The sequence below is a fragment of the Streptomyces sp. ISL-87 genome (genome assembly GCF_018614095.1).
Lineage (GTDB): Bacteria > Actinomycetota > Actinomycetes > Streptomycetales > Streptomycetaceae > Streptomyces.
Map to the genome: position 1 here is coordinate 1 of NZ_JAGGOY010000036.1, position 14,830 is coordinate 14,830.

A 14,830-nucleotide genomic window follows, 5' to 3' on the forward strand; every position below is an offset into this window, starting at 1 on the left:
CCTCCGCCTTGCGATGCACCGCACCGGACGCCGCGCCCCGGCAAACCTTGCCGGTCACGGCACTAGTGCCGTGACCGGCAAGGTTCACCGGGTCGCGACGCTCCCCCAGCTACCGCTGGGAGGTGCCCCCAGGCACGGCGCCTCGCCGCGTTGTCGGACCGCGCAAGTACGTCGAGTACGAACCGCGGCCCTCCGCCTTGCGATGCACGGCACCAGACGCCGCTCCCTGATCCGGCCTGATCCGTAAGACACCCCCAGCCCCACCCCCTAGGGTCGACCGTATGAGTACGCAACTGACGGCCGGCGGTGCCGAGCTGACCATCGACCAGGAGAACGGCTGCCGGATCAGCAGTCTGCGCATCGACGGGACCGAGCTACTGCGCCAAGGCCCGAACTTCGGGGCCTTCCCGATGGTCCCGTGGTGCGGGCGCACCGGGTACGGGCAGTTCCGCGATGCCGGGGTGCTGCACCAGCTCCCGGTCAACCACCCCCCGCACGCCATCCACGGTTTCGGCCGCGACCACGCCTGGCGCCCGGCGCGCGTCACGGACACCGACGCGGCGTTCACCTTCGACCTGGCCGACCCCTGGCCGTGGCCCGGCCGGGTCACCCAGACCGTCGAGCTGACCGAGGACTCCCTCACGCTCGCCATGGGCGTCGAGACCTACCAGGACTCCTTCCCGGCCCAGGCCGGCTGGCACCCCTGGTTCCGCCGCAACCTGGGAACCGGCGGGGAGGACGTCCGGCTCGACTTCGAGGCCGCCTGGCAGGAGGAGCGCGGCGAGGACTACCTCCCGAGCGGCAACCGCATCGACCCGAAGCCCGGCCCCTGGGACGACTGCTTCGGGATGCCGGGCGGCATCGACGTCACCCTCACCTGGCCCGGAGCACTGGAAGTCAAGATCACCAGCCGCGACGAGTGGGTGGTCATCTACGACGAGCAGCCGGAGGCCGTCTGTGTGGAGCCCCAGTCCGGCCCGCCCAACGGGCTGAACACCCTGCCGCGCCTGGTCACCCCCGTCGACCCGCTCGAAATCTCCACCACGTGGACCTGGCGGCGGCTCGCCTAGCGCGCAATTAAGCTCGGGGGCATGAGTGACGAAGTCATGCCGTCAGGCACACGCGATGCGCTTCTGCAGCAGATCAAGGACAAGGCCGTCGTGCACGGCAAGGTGATCCTCTCCTCCGGCCGGGAGGCCGACTACTACATCGACCTCCGCCGGATCACCCTGGACGGCGAGGCGGCCCCGCTGGTCGGGCAGGTCATGCTCGACCTCACCGCCGAGCTCGACTTCGACTGCGTCGGCGGCCTGACCCTGGGCGCCGACCCCGTCGCGACCTCGATGCTGCACGCTTCCGCCGCGCGCGGTCAGCGCCTGGACGCCTTCGTCGTCCGCAAGGCGCAGAAGGCGCACGGTATGCAGCGCCGTATCGAGGGCACGGACGTGAAGGGCAAGCGCTGCCTGGTCGTCGAGGACACCTCCACCACCGGCGGGTCCCCGCTGACCGCCGTCGAGGCGGTCCGCGAGGCCGGCGGCGAGGTCGTCGCCGTCGCCACGATCGTGGACCGCGGCGCGGCCGAGGCCATCGCCGAGGCGGGCCTGCCGTACCTCACGGGCTACCAGCTCTCGGACCTCGGCCTGTCCTGACCGGCCTGTCCTGACCGGCCTGTCCTGACCGGCCCTGCCTTCCGCGAGGCCGCCGGAGCCGGTGACTTAAGGGCCCCCGGAGCTTCCGTGGCATGCCCTGACCTGCTTCTTTCCGGCCGGGCGGAATGTTTCACGTGAAACGTCCCACCCGGCAGGGGTGGAGTGTCTCGCGGAGTCTGGAAAGATAGGCGCGACGGTGACGTCGCCCCCAGGTCAGGGTCAGCAATCGCACACTCCCCGCACATCCAAGGAGCGGACAGATGCCCATCGCAACCCCCGAGGTCTACAACGAGATGCTCGACCGGGCGAAGGCAGGCAAGTTCGCCTACCCGGCCATCAACGTGACCTCGTCCCAGACCCTGCACGCTGCACTGCGCGGCTTCGCGGAGGCCGAGAGCGACGGCATCATCCAGATCTCCACCGGTGGTGCGGAGTTCCTGGGTGGCCAGCACAAGAAGGACATGGTCACCGGCGCGGTCGCCCTGGCCGAGTTCGCGCACATCGTCGCCGCCAAGTACGACATCACGGTCGCGCTGCACACGGACCACTGCCCCAAGGACAAGCTGGACGGCTACGTCCGTCCGCTGCTCGACATCTCCGCCGAGCGCGTGGCCCGCGGTGTGAACCCGCTCTTCCAGTCGCACATGTGGGACGGCTCCGCCGAGACCCTGGCCGACAACCTGGCCATCGGCCAGGAGCTGCTGGCCAAGGCCGCCGCCGCGAAGATCATCCTTGAGGTCGAGATCACCCCGACCGGCGGCGAGGAGGACGGCGTCAGCCACGAGATCAACGACGAGCTGTACACCACCGTCGAGGACGCGATCCGCACCGCCGAGGCCCTGGGCCTGGGCGAGAAGGGCCGCTACCTGCTGGCCGCCTCCTTCGGCAACGTGCACGGCGTCTACAAGCCGGGCAACGTCGTCCTGCGCCCCGAGCTCCTCAAGGACCTCCAGGCCGGTGTCGCCGAGAAGTACGGCAAGGCCTCCCCGTTCGACTTCGTCTTCCACGGCGGCTCGGGCTCCACGGCCGAGGAGATCGCCACCGCGCTGGAGAACGGCGTCGTGAAGATGAACCTCGACACCGACACCCAGTACGCCTTCACCCGCCCGGTCGTGGACCACATGTTCCGCAACTACGACGGCGTCCTGAAGGTCGACGGCGAGGTCGGCACGAAGTCGAAGTACGACCCCCGCACCTGGGGCAAGGCCGCCGAGGCGGGCATGGCCGCGCGTGTCGCCGAGGCGTGCGCCAACCTGCGCTCCACCGGTACCAAGCTGAAGTAGTACGCATCGGCTGGAAGGGGTCTGTAGGTCCGCTAAGGACCCGCAGGCCCCTTTCCGCATGTCCTGCTATCTTCCTCGGCGCAAGAACATACCGGTGGGCATGTATGGCTTCGGGGGCACGGAGAGGCGCCGCACATGAAGACGGAACGAACCCAGGTCAAGCAGGACCGGGCGGTGCGTACGCGGTGGGCGATCCTGGAGGCGGCGGCCGCCGTGTTCGAGGAACACGGCTACGACGCGGCCAAGCTCTCGGACATCGTCGACCTGGCCAACGTGACCAAGGGCGCGCTCTACTTCCACTTCGACTCGAAGGACGACCTGGCGCAGGCGGTCATCGACACCCAGGTCCAGGACGAGCCCTCGCCCCCGCCGCAGGAGCACAAGGCGCAGGAGTTCGTGGACCTCGGCATGATCTTCTCGCACCGGCAGAAGCACGCCGTGCTGATGCGGGCCACCGCCCGGCTCACGCTGGAGATGGCGGGCCGCGACCTCGACCACGCGGGCCCGTACCAGGCGTGGATCGACCTGCACGTCGCCGCCCTGTCGGACGCGAAGCGGCGCGGCGAGCTGCTGCCCAACATCGACCCGGTGGTGCCCTCGCGGATGATCGTCGGCGCGTACGCGGGGCTGAACATGATGTCGCAGGTGCTCGGGCTGGACCTGGACGAGCAGGTGTCAGCGCTCTACACGCACGTGATGCCGAACGTCGTGGTCCCGGCCGTGGCCAGCCGGCTGGACACCGCCGTCGGCCGCGGGGCGCGGGCGCTGTACGGGCCGCGGGGCAGCCACGCCTGCGACAGCGGATGCCCGACCGGAGTCCCGCTCGCGGCGGAGCCCTGCGGTTAGGGGGTGTCCGGCGGATCATGGCCGGGCCCGGGGCTTCACAGGCCGTGCCTCCCTCCACAGGCTGTGGAGGGAGGCGAAGGCAGAAGGCCGAGAACGCCGAGAACGCCGAGAAGCCCGACGACCTAGCCGATGAGCTCGGCGTAGGCCTCCTCGCTGCTGTCCTTGAGGAACTGGTTGCAGCGCTCGGCCTCTTCGGTCTCCTTGATCGCGCCGGCGGCGCGGCCGAGGGCGGCCAGGCAGCGCAGGAACCCGCGGTTGGCCTGGTGGTCCCACGGGATGGGCCCGTGGCCCTTCCACCCGGCGCGGCGCAGGGAGTCCAGCCCGCGGTGGTAGCCGGTGCGCGCGTAGGCGTAGGACTCCACCACGCGGCCCGCCTCGAAAGCCTCGTCCGCGAGGGCGGCCCAGGCGAGCGAGAAGGTGGGGAAGGCGGCGGCGACCTCGGCGGGCGCGGCGGACTCCTCGCCGAGCCGGCGGTAGGCCTCTTCGTTCTCCGGGAGGTACGTCGGGTCCGGTCCGCCCAGCAGGTTCTTGTGACTGTTCATGGGCGCCAGTCTGCCAGTGCCGGTCCGCCCTGCGAGGGTTCGGGCGTCCGGACCGCGTGAATGCCAAGGTCAAGATCTTCATCGCGGTCTTTTGCTGCACCGGCGGACATCCCGGGCATCGTCACCGGATATGACCAGTCATCAGTTGCAGCTGCTCTTCGTCGATCTCGCGCTCATCCTCCTGCTGGCGCGCGGACTCGGACAGCTGGCCGCACGCATCGGCCAGCCCCCGGTCACCGGGGAGATCCTGGCCGGCATCCTGCTCGGCCCGAGCCTGCTCGGGAGTTCCCTGAGCGGGACGCTGATGCCCGCCGACGTACGCCCACTGCTCGCGGGGATGGCCAGTCTCGGCGTCGCGCTGTTCATGTTCGGGGTTGGCCTGGAGGTCGAGGGCCGCACCCTGCGGGGCAACGGCCGGGTGACGGTCGCCGTGGCCGTCGGCGCGTCCGCCCTGCCCTTCCTCCTGGGCATCGGCCTGGCCTTCGTGCTCCTGCCCGGCCACGGCCCCGGCGGTGGACCCGGCCACGGCCACGGCGGTGGGCCGGTCGGTGGGCCGGTCGGTGGGCCCGGCCAGGGGAGCGGCAGTGTGGCGGCCTTCGTCGTCTTCATCGGGCTGGCGGTCTCGGTCACCGCGTTCCCGGTGCTCGCCCGCATCCTCGCCGACCGGGGCCTGAGCCGGACCGAGGTCGGCGGGATCGCCCTCGCCGCGGCGGCGATCGTCGACGTGGTCGCCTGGATGGCCCTGGCGGGAGTCAGCGCGTCGGTGGGTGCCGCGAGCAACCACTGGCAGATCCTGCTCCTGGCCCCCTACCTCCTGATCATGCTGTTCGCGGTACGCCCACTGCTCCGCCGCCTCCTGGCCCCGGAACCCCCGGCCGGACAGGACCAGCCTGAGCCCCAGCCCCAGCCCCAGCCCGAGCCCCAGCCCCGCCCCCTGACCCCGGCCCGTTTCGCCGCCGTCCTGGTCGGGGCCCTGCTCTCCGCGGCAGCCACCGAGGCCATGGGCCTGCACCACATCTTCGGCGCCTTCCTCTTCGGCGCGATCCTGCCGAGGGACGGCACCCAGGCCCTGCGCAAGGACCTGCACGACCGCACCGCCCACCTCACGGCGCTCCTGCTGCCCGTCTACTTCGCGGTCGCCGGCGCCCAGGTGAAGCTGGGCGGTATCGGCTTGACCGGGCTCGCGGAGCTGGCCCTGATCCTCGCCGTGGCCGTAGCGGGCAAAACGGGCGGGGCTTATCTGGGGGCCCGCTCCCAGAAGCTCCCTCCCCGCTCCGCCGCGTCCCTGGCCTCCCTGATGAACACCCGAGGACTCACCGAGCTGGTGGTCCTCGGCGTCGGACTCGAGCTGGGCCTGCTGGACGAACCCCTTTACGCCCTGTTCGTGGTGATGGCCCTGGTCACCACGATGATGACCGGCCCACTCCTGTCCCTCTTCCCTCCGCCGGAACACGCGGCGGGACGCACCCCGTACCCCTACCCCCCTGGCGTCAGGCGGCGAGACCGGCGAGATCGAGTCGGCTGAGGCGGTCCGGGTCCGCGAACACGTCGATGGCCAGGATCCGCCCGCCCGCCACGGTGAAGGACATGACGGACAACGGCCGCCCGCCCGCGGCGACCAGCACACCGGCCACCCCGTTGACCAGCACAGGCCGCACGAACGGCGACAGCCGCCGGTACGTCGCCGCCTGCGCGGCCACACTCTGCGCGCCGTGAAGCACGACCGTGTGGCGGGCGCGCGCGAAGCCGCCGTCGGAGCGCAGTACGACATCGGGGTCGAGCACGGCGACGAGCGCGTCGAAGTCGCCGTCGCGCGAGGCGGCGAAGAACGCGTCGACGGCTTCCCGCTGCCGGCTCAGATCCGGGTCGGGAGCCGGAGCCTGCCCCTGCACCCGGCGGCGCGCGCGGCTGGCCAGCTGCCGGGTCGCGGCCGGGGTCTTGTCGATCATCGGGGCGATCTCGTCGAAGGGCACGGCGAACATGTCGTGCAGCACGAAGGAGAGCCGCTCGGCCGGGGCCAGCGATTCGAGTACCACCAGCAACGCCAGCCCCACCGAGTCGGCCAGCATCACTTCCTGCTCGGGGTCGACCACGCCCTCGCGGCTGAGGACCGGGTCGGGCATGCGCGTCTCAAGGGGCTCCTCGCGGCGCGCCTCGCGCGAGCGCAGCATGTTCAGACACACCCGCCCCACCACTGTCGTCAGCCACCCGGCCAGGTTCTCGACGTCGCTGGTGTCGGTCCGGTTGAAACGCAGCCAGGCTTCCTGAACGGCGTCATCGGCCTCGCTCAGAGAGCCGAGCATCCGGTAGGCAACGGCTCGAAGATGAGTCCGATGCTCCTCGAAGCGACCTATCAGCAGAAAACTTTCGTCCACCTGTCACATTCCTTCCGCGTGGGGGGTCACATCAGTAGACCCACGAACCCAACGGTACGAACGAATTGGAGATGACAGTGACGACCTCACCCATCCTGGTCACCGGCGGCACGGGCAAGCTCGGAGCGCACGTCGTCCCACTCCTCCGCGCGGCCGGCCGCGACGTACGCGTTCTGAGCCGGAGCACGCGTCCCGCGACCGAGGGCATCGAGTACGTCGCCGTAGACCTGATGAAGGGCGAAGGCATCGACGCGGCCCTGGCCGGCGTCGAGACCGTCCTGCACCTGGCGGGCGGCACCAAGGGCGACGACGTGGTCACGGGCAACCTGGTGGCGGCCGCGAAGCGCGCGGACGTCAAGCACATCGTGTACATCTCGGTCATCGGCGCGGACACCATGCCGCTGGGCTGGTTCAAGACCCAGCTCGACGCCGAGAACGCCGTCACCCAGTCGGGTATCCCGTGGACGATGCTCCGCGCCGCCCAGTTCCACGACATTGTGCTGATGATGGCCGAGAAGATGGTCAAGATGCCGATCATCCCCGTCCCGGGCGGCCTGACCTTCCAGCCGGTGGACTCCCGCGAGGTGGCGGCCCGCCTGGTCGAGCTGACCCTGGGCGCCCCGGCCGGCAAGGTCCGCGACCTGGCCGGACCCAAGGTCTACCCGCTGGGCGACCTGCTGCGCGACTACATGCAGGCCCGCGGCAAGAAGCGTCCGCTGATGCCGATGCGGATGCCCGGAAAGGCCGGCAAGGCCTACCGCGCGGGCGACAACCTGGCCCTGAAGGGCAACGATGTCGGCCTGCGCACCTGGGAGGCCTTCCTCAAGGAGCGTGTGGGCTAAACGCGGGCTAGAGACGACATCGCCACAGCGGTTGACCAGATGGAGGAACCTCACTCTTTCCCTTTCCGGAGAGGGAAAGCCTGAGTTCTTCCCCACGGGAGCGCCGCCAGCCCTAGAGGGCACAGCTTGTCCGTGTTTATGATGCGGACAGGGGACCGGGGCTCCACTTACCCAATCGGAAGGAGCGGACCGCTACCCGGAAGCACGTGTCGAGGAGACAGCGATGTCGCAAAACCTTGATGCCTCCGGAGCCGGTTCGGACACCCCGAACCTCGACTTCGATGGCACGACCCCCTACGAGGACTACGTCCAGGCGGACGTCCTCACCCACCTCCAACACCTCCGTTCGGACGACCCGGGCGAGATGGTCTTCCTGGTGACGACCCAGGTCATGGAGCTGTGGTTCACCGTCATCGTCCACGAGTGGGAGACGGCCGCGAAGGCCCTCCGCGAGGACCGCATCCCCGTCGCGATGGATGCGCTGAAACGTTCCCTCCGCGAACTGGAGGCCCTCAACGCCTCCTGGCGCCCCCTCGCCCAGCTCACCCCGGCGCAGTTCAACGCGTACCGCGCCGCCCTCGGCGAAGGTTCCGGTTTCCAGTCGGCGATGTACCGCCGGATGGAATTCCTGCTCGGCGAGAAGTCGGCCTCCATGCTGGTCCCGCACCGCGGCGCGCCCCGCGTCCACGCGGAACTGGAGAAGGCCCTCCACGAGCCCAGCCTCTACGACGAGGTCCTGCGCCTCCTGTCCCGCCGCGGCCTCCCGGTCCCGGCGGAGGTCCTGAACCGCGACCTGGCCCAGCGCTACGAGCCGTCGCCCGAGGTCGAGGCCGTCTGGACGGGCCTGTACGCCGCCCCGGACGCCCAGCCCGACCTCCACCGCCTCGGCGAGGTCCTCACGGACGTGGCCGAACTGATCTGGCGCTGGCGCAACGACCACCTGGTGGCCACCCGCCGCGCGATGGGCGCCAAAACCGGCACGGGCGGCTCGGCCGGCGTGACGTGGCTGGAGAAGCGCGCCCAGAAGAACGTCTTCCCGGAACTCTGGACGGCGCGCAGCCATGTCTGAGCCGACGAACTCCGCCAGTCCAGCCCCGCCGGCGTTTGAGGCGCCGGGTCTGGGGCGGAGCCCCAGCAACGGCGGCGCACCTACGGGCTCTGGGGCGCAGCCCCAGTTCCGGGAAGGGGCGGGTACGGGAACAGGCCCGCAGGGCCCGGACCTGTCCACCCGGGCCGCAGCCATGGACGCCGCCGACGACCTCGGCAAACTCCGCGACCGCTTCACCCTCCCCGACGGCGTCGTCTACCTGGACGGCAACAGCCTCGGCGCCCTCCCCACCGGCGTCGCGGACACCACCGCGGACGTGGTCCGGCGCCAATGGGGCGAACTCCTCATCCGCTCCTGGGACGAGTCCAACTGGTGGACCGCCCCCGAGCGCATCGGCAACAAACTCGCCCCCCTCATCGGCGCGGCCCCGGACCAGGTCGTCGTAGGCGACTCCACCAGCGTCAACCTCTTCAAGGCCCTGGTCGGCGCCGCCCGCCTCGCCCCGCCCGGCCGCACCCGGATGCTGGTCGACGCGAACACCTTCCCCACGGACGGCTACATCGCCGAATCCGCGGCCAGGATGACGGGCCTGAAGATCGTCCCGGTGGACCCGCCCCACGCCGCGGAGGCAATGGGCCAGGACACCGCGGTCGTCCTCCTCAACCACGTCGACTACCGCACCGGCCGCCTCCACAACCTCCCCGCCCTCACCGCCGCGGCCCGCGCGACCGGCGCGATCACGGTCTGGGACCTCTGCCACTCCGCCGGCGCACTCCCCGTCAACCTCGACGCCAACAGCGTCGACCTCGCCGTCGGCTGCACCTACAAGTACCTCAACGGCGGCCCCGGCTCCCCGGCGTACCTCTACATCGCCGCCCGCCACCAGGCCGCCTTCGACTCCCCCCTCCCCGGCTGGAACGGCCACGCGGACCCCTTCGCGATGACCTCCGGCTACACCCCGGCCCCGAACGCCGTCCGAGGCCGCGTCGGAACCCCCGACATCCTGTCCATGCTCGCGCTGGAGTCCGCCCTCGACGCCTGGGACGGCGTCTCGATCGAGGCCGTGCGCGCCAAGTCCCTCGCCCTGACGGACTTCTTCCTCGACCGCGTCTCGGCGTACGTCCCGGAAGGCGCGGTCGAACCCGTCACCCCGGCCGACCACGCACACCGCGGCAGCCAGGTCTCCCTGCGCACCGAAAACGCCCGTGCGGTCATGGACGAGCTGATCTCCCGCGGCGTCATCGGGGACTTCCGCGCCCCCGACGTCCTGCGCTTCGGCTTCACCCCGCTGTACGTCGGTTTCGCCGATGTGGAGCGTGCGGCCCGGACACTGGGTCACATCTTCGGGTGACGTAGCGGCGAAACGTCACCTCACAGGGCGATACAGGCGCGGGCGGGGCTACGGCTCCGCCCGCGCCTGTATCGCCTGCGATGCCACCGGGCCCGCCACGGAACGCCGCGTTCCAGCCTGATACGGTCCCGCTCTGCCGGAACACCGGAACACGTGTCCCCGCGGTCCCCACTGTCCCACGCGTTACCGAGAGGTTGAGCCGATGACGGACCCCGCAGTCGAACGGGACGCCGCCGAGGCCGCCTCGGCCTTCGCCCACCCGCCGGTCGGACCGGATGCGAGCGCCGCGTACGGGGAACACCCCGACCAAGTGGTCGACTTCTACGCTCCGCGCGGCGACACCACACACGCCACGGGCTCGGCCCCGCTGGTCGTCGTCCTGCATGGCGGCGCCTGGCGGGCCCCGTACGACCGGCAGCACATCACCCCCTTCGCGGATTTCCTGGCCCGGCAGGGTTTCGCCGTGGCCAATGTCGAGTACCGGCACGGCAGTTCGCTCCCGCGCCAGGGGGGTGAGGGGCCGGTTGCCGGGCGCTGGCCCGAGACCTTCGATGACGTGGCGGCGGCGATGGACGCCCTCCCGGGGCTGGCGGGGAGGGCGCTGCCGCAGGCCGATGTCCGCCGCATGGTGGTCACCGGCCACTCCGCGGGCGGCCAGCTCGCCCTGTGGGCGGCCGCCCGGCACGTCCTGCCGGCGGATTCCCCGTGGAGGCTGCCTTCCCCGCCGCAGCTGCGCGGCGTGGTGGCGCTGGCCCCCATCGCGGATTTCACGGTGGCGGAGGATCTGGGGGTGTGCGGGGGCGCTTCCGCTCAGTTGCTGGGCGGGAAGGAGTACTTCGCGGGGCGCCTGCCGTACGCCGATCCGGCGGCGCTGCTGCCGACGGGCATCGCGACGGCGATCGTGCAGGGGCGGGACGACATCGTGGTCCCGGAACAGGTGGCGGAGTCGTATGTCGCGGCTGCGGCTCAGGCCGGTGAACTGGTCGGGCTGACGCTGCTGGACGGGGTCGGGCACTTCCCGTTGATCGACCCGGCGGCGGATGCGTGCGCGGTGGTCTCCGAGGAGATCTCGCAGCTGGCCTGGTAGAGCCCGGCGGCCCGGTGCAGGAGCAGGGCGTGCACGAACCGGTCCTCGGTGGTGGGCTTGCACCTCCAGGCCAGGGGCCAGGCCCCTTCGAGGGCGGGTACGGGGATGTACGTGGCCCGGCGGGGGCCCGAGGTGAGGCGGGTGAATCCGGGGGGCCAGATCCGGTAGGCGGCGCTGCCTACGGGGATCAGGAAGTACACCGGGCGGCGTCCGTTGCTCTGCGTGAGGATCGGGCCAGGGTCACCGCCTGTGAGCGTGACGAGGAGATCGGCGAGGTTCCGCCCGGTGTCACCGTCCACGCGTAGGGCGTCAAATTGCACCCCTGCCTTGCGGATTCCGATGCCGGTGGCCGGAATCCAGCTGGGGGTGGGGGAGTTGGGGGCGGTGAGGCCGTGACTTTCGGTGTTCATGGGGACAGCTTGATGGGTCAGGTCTACCGTTTTCCAGAGAGCGGACTCGACTGCCGAATCGGTAGAAATTCGGGCTGCGCTGGTTGAGTCTGGTTGAGTCCGGTTGAGTGGGGTGGTGTCCTCCGTGGCCAAGGCAGCCAACAAGGAGACGGCGGGTGGTGCGACGCGTCTCGTCTCCCATCTGGCCCGCGCGTTCAGGGAGCGGGAGCGGCTGACCCAGAGGGAATTGGGGGCGATGCTGGGCTACTCGGGCGCGGCGATCAGCGCGCTGGAGACGGGGGCGCAGCCGGCGAGCGACGAGATGCTGATCAAGCTGGAAGCGGTGATCGGGGGTGGGATGGGGGTGTTCGAGGCGGCACGGGAGCTGGTGCGGCTGGACAAGTACCCGGCGCACTTTCAGGACTTCGTCGTGATCGAACAGAAGGCCCTGAGTCTGTACTTGTTCGAGACCCAAGTGGTCTACGGCATGTTCCAAACTGAGCCCTACGCCCGGGCGATGATCGCGGGCGGCTTCCCAGTGCTCTCAGATCAGCGGGTTGAGGAACTTGTCGAGGCTCGGATGGCGCGCACGATGCTCTTCGACCGAGACCCTGTGGCCCTCATCGAGCTCATCCTGGATGAGTCCGCGCTGCGCAGAGACATCGGAAGTAAGGCCATCATGCGCGAGCAGTACCGTCATTTGGCCCAACTCGCCCAGCGCCGCAACGTCACGGTGCAGGTGCTGCCCTTCGACTGCGGGCTCACGGGGGAAAACCCTGGTGTGCGCGGAGGGATGTATCTCGCCGAAACCCGCCGGCATGAACGGCTCGTCTACATGGAGCAACAGGACGAGAGTCTGTTGATCAGCGATCCCACAAAGGTGAGTACCTACTCCCAGCGGTATGCGAAGATCCGCGCACAGGCCCTTGGCCCACGTGAATCGCTGGGCCTTATCGAGCGGTTGGCGGGAGATCAGCAATGAGCGGGACCCTGCGGTGGTTCAAGTCCAGCTACAGCAATGACAGCGGGGGCGCCTGCATCGAGGTGGCCTACGACTGGCACAAGTCGAGCTACAGCGACTCCAGCGGCGGCGCGTGCGTCGAGGTGGCCGCCTGCACTCACGCAGTCCACGTCCGGGACTCCAAGAACCCCACCGGCCCAACCCTCGCCGTAGCCGCCCCGGTCTGGGCCGACTTCGCCGGCTGGGCCGGCCGCTAGGCCATTTCCTTCGGATTACCTCGCTGACCAGATGAAGGTGGCGGCGAGGTGGAGTCCTGCGAGGTAGATGGTGGCGGTCTCGTCGTAGCGCGTGGCCAGGCCGCGCCACTGCTTCAGCTTGTTGAGGCAGCGTTCGACCGTGTTGCGGAGCTTGTAGGCCTCGCGGGTCGAAGGCCGGCGGTCTGCCGCCGTGCCTGCCGAGACGTTTGCGATTGGCGGCCTAGTCGGCGGGCCGCGGGTTCACGGCCCGGATTCCACGGCGACGCAGGTGGTGGCGGATCGCGTAGGATGAATATGATTTGTCCGCCAGGATCGCGGCCGGTGTCGTTCGCGGCCTGCCTACCGGAGGCGCTGCCCCTCTCCCGAGATCTGGTCGCAGCAGGTCAAGGCATGACCTCGGACCTGATCCTTTGAGGCGGGACACCAGCTTCGGGCCGTGTCCCAACCTTTGTCCGTGGAAAGTCTGGCCGGCTGCGGCGGCCGCTTGGCTTCGAGCTCGACACATCGATGTGGATCACTGACGTTTGACCGCGGTCAAAGGTTCGCCGCCATCTGTGAGGGAGGCTCGCCTCGCTCGCCGCAGCCGCCGTCCTTGCCCGTCTGTACCCCACGCAGAGGAGTCGCCGTCATGAGCGGTAAGCAGGACAAACGTCAGGAGCCGAGCAAGGGCCGCGAGGCACAGGGTCACCAGCGCCCCGGAGACCCCGCGCACCCTCAGCCGGGCAAGACGTCCCGCGAACAGGAACAGAAGCAGGGCCAGAAGCAGGGCCAGAAGGAGACCTCGCGCCGCCGCGAAGACGACCTGCTGCGCGAAGAGGACCTGCACGACGAGACCCTCTGACCAGAGAACCACTCGCCCACACGCACAGAGCCCGGCCGGTCCGCAGTCACCCCGGCCGGGCTCTGTCATGTCCTGCCCGACGCGACCTCGAGGCTCGCAGCGGGACGGGGGAGACGGCCCTGCATCCGAGGCGGGTTGCTGTTTCCACGGCCGCCACGCGCTCTCCACTTGACGACACAACGGATTCGCACGGGCGTGCGGCACTGCGGCTTCCTGACGTTACGTCACTCACATAGACCATTTTTTCTGATTTATGGCCCATTGCTGCGAAATATGCGTGACTACCCCCGCGTGACGGCGTAACACTACCTCGGGCAGGGAGCCGCTCTCGAAGGCCCCGCTCAGGGGGAGCCTGCGCGCCTGCGCAGGCAGGGGCTTGCGGCCCTGAGTAGCCATCGTCGCGGGCGCTCGGGAACCTCCTCCGGGAGGACTGAGACCCGAAGCAACAAGAAAGGTCCTGCTGTGGCATTGGATGTCATCCGGTCGGGTCCACCCGACAAAAGGCCTCGACGCAGTCTGTTCAAACGGGGAGTCCTCGTCCTGCTCCCCGCAGCGCTCCTGGCGGCGGCAACCCTGGTCCCGAACCTCGCTCACGCCCTGGAAGCCCCCGTGGGACTGGGGACCGCCACCAATTACGCGGTCCTGGCCGGTTCAACGGTCACCAACACGGGCCCCACCGTCATCAACGGAGATCTGGGGCTCCATCCGGGCACATCGGTAACCGGCTTTCCGCCCGGCATCGTCAACGGAACGCAGCACATCACCGACGCCGCCGCCGCTCAGGCGAAGTCCGACCTCGTCGTCGCCTACAACGACGCGGCAAGCCGGGGACCCGGCACCGCCACTTCGGCCGATATCGGCGGACAAACGCTGGCGCCCGGCGTCTACACGGCCTCGTCGACACTGAACATCACCGGAACGGTCACTCTCGACGGCCAGAACAACCCCGATGCCGTCTTCATCTTCCAGATCCCCTCGACCCTGATCACGGCTCCGGCGAGTGTCGTGGCCCTCATCAACGGGGCAAATGCCTGCAACGTGTTCTGGCAGGTGGGCAGCTCTGCCACCATCGACACGAACTCCCAGTTCAAGGGCACCATCCTGGCCCTGACGTCCATCACGCTGAACACCAGCGCCGTGATCGAAGGCCGCGCCCTGGCGCGCAATGGCGCGGTCACGCTGGACACCAACACCATCACGAGGGCGGCCTGCGCCGTTGGCCCGCCTGGGCCTCCCGGACCGACCGGCTCGCCTGGCCCGACCGGCTCGCCTGGCCCGACTGGGCCTCCCGGACCGACCGGCTCGCCTGGCCCGACCGGCTCTCCCGGCCCGACCGGCGCTCCCGGCCCTGACGGCAGC

Annotated in this window: 15 protein-coding genes and 1 pseudogene; 13 read left to right on the plus strand and 3 right to left on the minus strand. The window is 69.8% G+C overall.

Annotated elements, in window-relative coordinates; all coding sequences use genetic code 11:
- Positions 1 to 281 precede the first annotated feature (281 nt).
- From J7I97_RS13735 to J7I97_RS13750, 4 genes are all read left to right on the plus strand, one after another.
- Positions 282 to 1,070 carry an aldose 1-epimerase gene (locus tag J7I97_RS13735; RefSeq protein ID WP_214934487.1) on the plus strand — a complete coding sequence of 263 codons (789 nt, stop codon included), beginning with the start codon at positions 282 to 284 and terminating at the stop codon, positions 1,068 to 1,070.
- Between the two features lie 21 nt (positions 1,071 to 1,091).
- Positions 1,092 to 1,649, plus strand: a complete 558-nt coding sequence (pyrE, locus tag J7I97_RS13740) for an orotate phosphoribosyltransferase (protein ID WP_214934489.1) — start codon at positions 1,092 to 1,094, stop codon at positions 1,647 to 1,649.
- Between the two features lie 260 nt (positions 1,650 to 1,909).
- Positions 1,910 to 2,932: a class II fructose-bisphosphate aldolase gene (gene fbaA, locus J7I97_RS13745; RefSeq protein WP_214934492.1), complete on the plus strand. Its 1,023-nt coding sequence runs from the start codon at positions 1,910 to 1,912 to the stop codon at positions 2,930 to 2,932.
- A 135-nt stretch (positions 2,933 to 3,067) separates the two neighbouring features.
- Positions 3,068 to 3,778 carry a ScbR family autoregulator-binding transcription factor gene (locus J7I97_RS13750; RefSeq protein ID WP_251049289.1) on the plus strand — a complete coding sequence of 237 codons (711 nt, stop codon included), beginning with the start codon at positions 3,068 to 3,070 and terminating at the stop codon, positions 3,776 to 3,778.
- A gap of 122 nt (positions 3,779 to 3,900) precedes the next feature.
- Here the strand turns inward: J7I97_RS13750 and J7I97_RS13755 are convergent, their stop codons facing one another.
- On the minus strand, positions 3,901 to 4,320 hold the full coding sequence (locus J7I97_RS13755) for a DUF3151 domain-containing protein (protein ID WP_214934495.1): 420 nt from the start codon (positions 4,318 to 4,320) through the stop codon (positions 3,901 to 3,903).
- A 130-nt stretch (positions 4,321 to 4,450) separates the two neighbouring features.
- Here J7I97_RS13755 and J7I97_RS13760 point away from each other — a divergent pair, with 130 nt between their 5' ends.
- Positions 4,451 to 5,845 (plus strand): cation:proton antiporter, encoded by a 1,395-nt coding sequence (locus tag J7I97_RS13760; protein WP_214934498.1) that lies wholly within the window; start codon positions 4,451 to 4,453, stop codon positions 5,843 to 5,845.
- Here J7I97_RS13760 and sigJ read toward each other — a convergent pair.
- Positions 5,811 to 6,695, minus strand: coding sequence for an RNA polymerase sigma factor SigJ (gene sigJ, locus J7I97_RS13765; protein WP_214934501.1), 885 nt, complete (start codon positions 6,693 to 6,695; stop codon positions 5,811 to 5,813). The two genes, J7I97_RS13760 and sigJ, sit on opposite strands and share 35 nt — an antisense overlap.
- Positions 6,696 to 6,766: 71 nt before the next feature.
- Here sigJ and J7I97_RS13770 point away from each other — a divergent pair, with 71 nt between their 5' ends.
- From J7I97_RS13770 to J7I97_RS13800, 6 genes are all read left to right on the plus strand, one after another.
- On the plus strand, positions 6,767 to 7,537 hold the full coding sequence (locus J7I97_RS13770; protein ID WP_214934504.1) for an SDR family oxidoreductase: 771 nt from the start codon (positions 6,767 to 6,769) through the stop codon (positions 7,535 to 7,537).
- Between the two features lie 223 nt (positions 7,538 to 7,760).
- Entirely contained in the window at positions 7,761 to 8,606 is an 846-nt protein-coding gene (locus J7I97_RS13775; protein ID WP_214934506.1) for a tryptophan 2,3-dioxygenase family protein, read from the plus strand.
- A gap of 172 nt (positions 8,607 to 8,778) precedes the next feature.
- Positions 8,779 to 9,936 (plus strand): kynureninase, encoded by a 1,158-nt coding sequence (kynU, locus tag J7I97_RS13780; protein ID WP_251058790.1) that lies wholly within the window; start codon positions 8,779 to 8,781, stop codon positions 9,934 to 9,936.
- Positions 9,937 to 10,138: 202 nt separating this feature from the next.
- Positions 10,139 to 11,023, plus strand: a complete 885-nt coding sequence (locus J7I97_RS13785; RefSeq protein WP_214934513.1) for a S9 family peptidase — start codon at positions 10,139 to 10,141, stop codon at positions 11,021 to 11,023.
- Positions 11,024 to 11,557: 534 nt separating this feature from the next.
- The gene (locus tag J7I97_RS13795; protein ID WP_214934517.1) at positions 11,558 to 12,394 is read left to right on the plus strand and encodes a helix-turn-helix transcriptional regulator; all 837 of its coding nucleotides are present in this window, start codon (positions 11,558 to 11,560) and stop codon (positions 12,392 to 12,394) included.
- On the plus strand, positions 12,391 to 12,630 hold the full coding sequence (locus J7I97_RS13800) for a DUF397 domain-containing protein (protein ID WP_214934521.1): 240 nt from the start codon (positions 12,391 to 12,393) through the stop codon (positions 12,628 to 12,630). The genes J7I97_RS13795 and J7I97_RS13800 overlap by 4 nt, the downstream gene beginning before the upstream one ends.
- Positions 12,631 to 12,645: 15 nt before the next feature.
- Here J7I97_RS13800 and J7I97_RS40290 read toward each other — a convergent pair.
- A pseudogene (locus J7I97_RS40290) lies at positions 12,646 to 12,976 on the minus strand (transposase); the annotation flags it as partial.
- Positions 12,977 to 13,258: 282 nt separating this feature from the next.
- On the opposite strand from J7I97_RS40290, the gene J7I97_RS13810 reads away from it, so the two are divergent.
- A complete protein-coding gene (locus tag J7I97_RS13810; protein ID WP_214934524.1) occupies positions 13,259 to 13,471 on the plus strand; it encodes a hypothetical protein in 213 nt (70 codons plus the stop codon).
- 609 nt (positions 13,472 to 14,080) lie between these two features.
- Positions 14,081 to 14,830 (plus strand): ice-binding family protein (locus J7I97_RS38470; protein ID WP_308378348.1); only part of this gene is annotated, 750 nt, incomplete at its 3' end.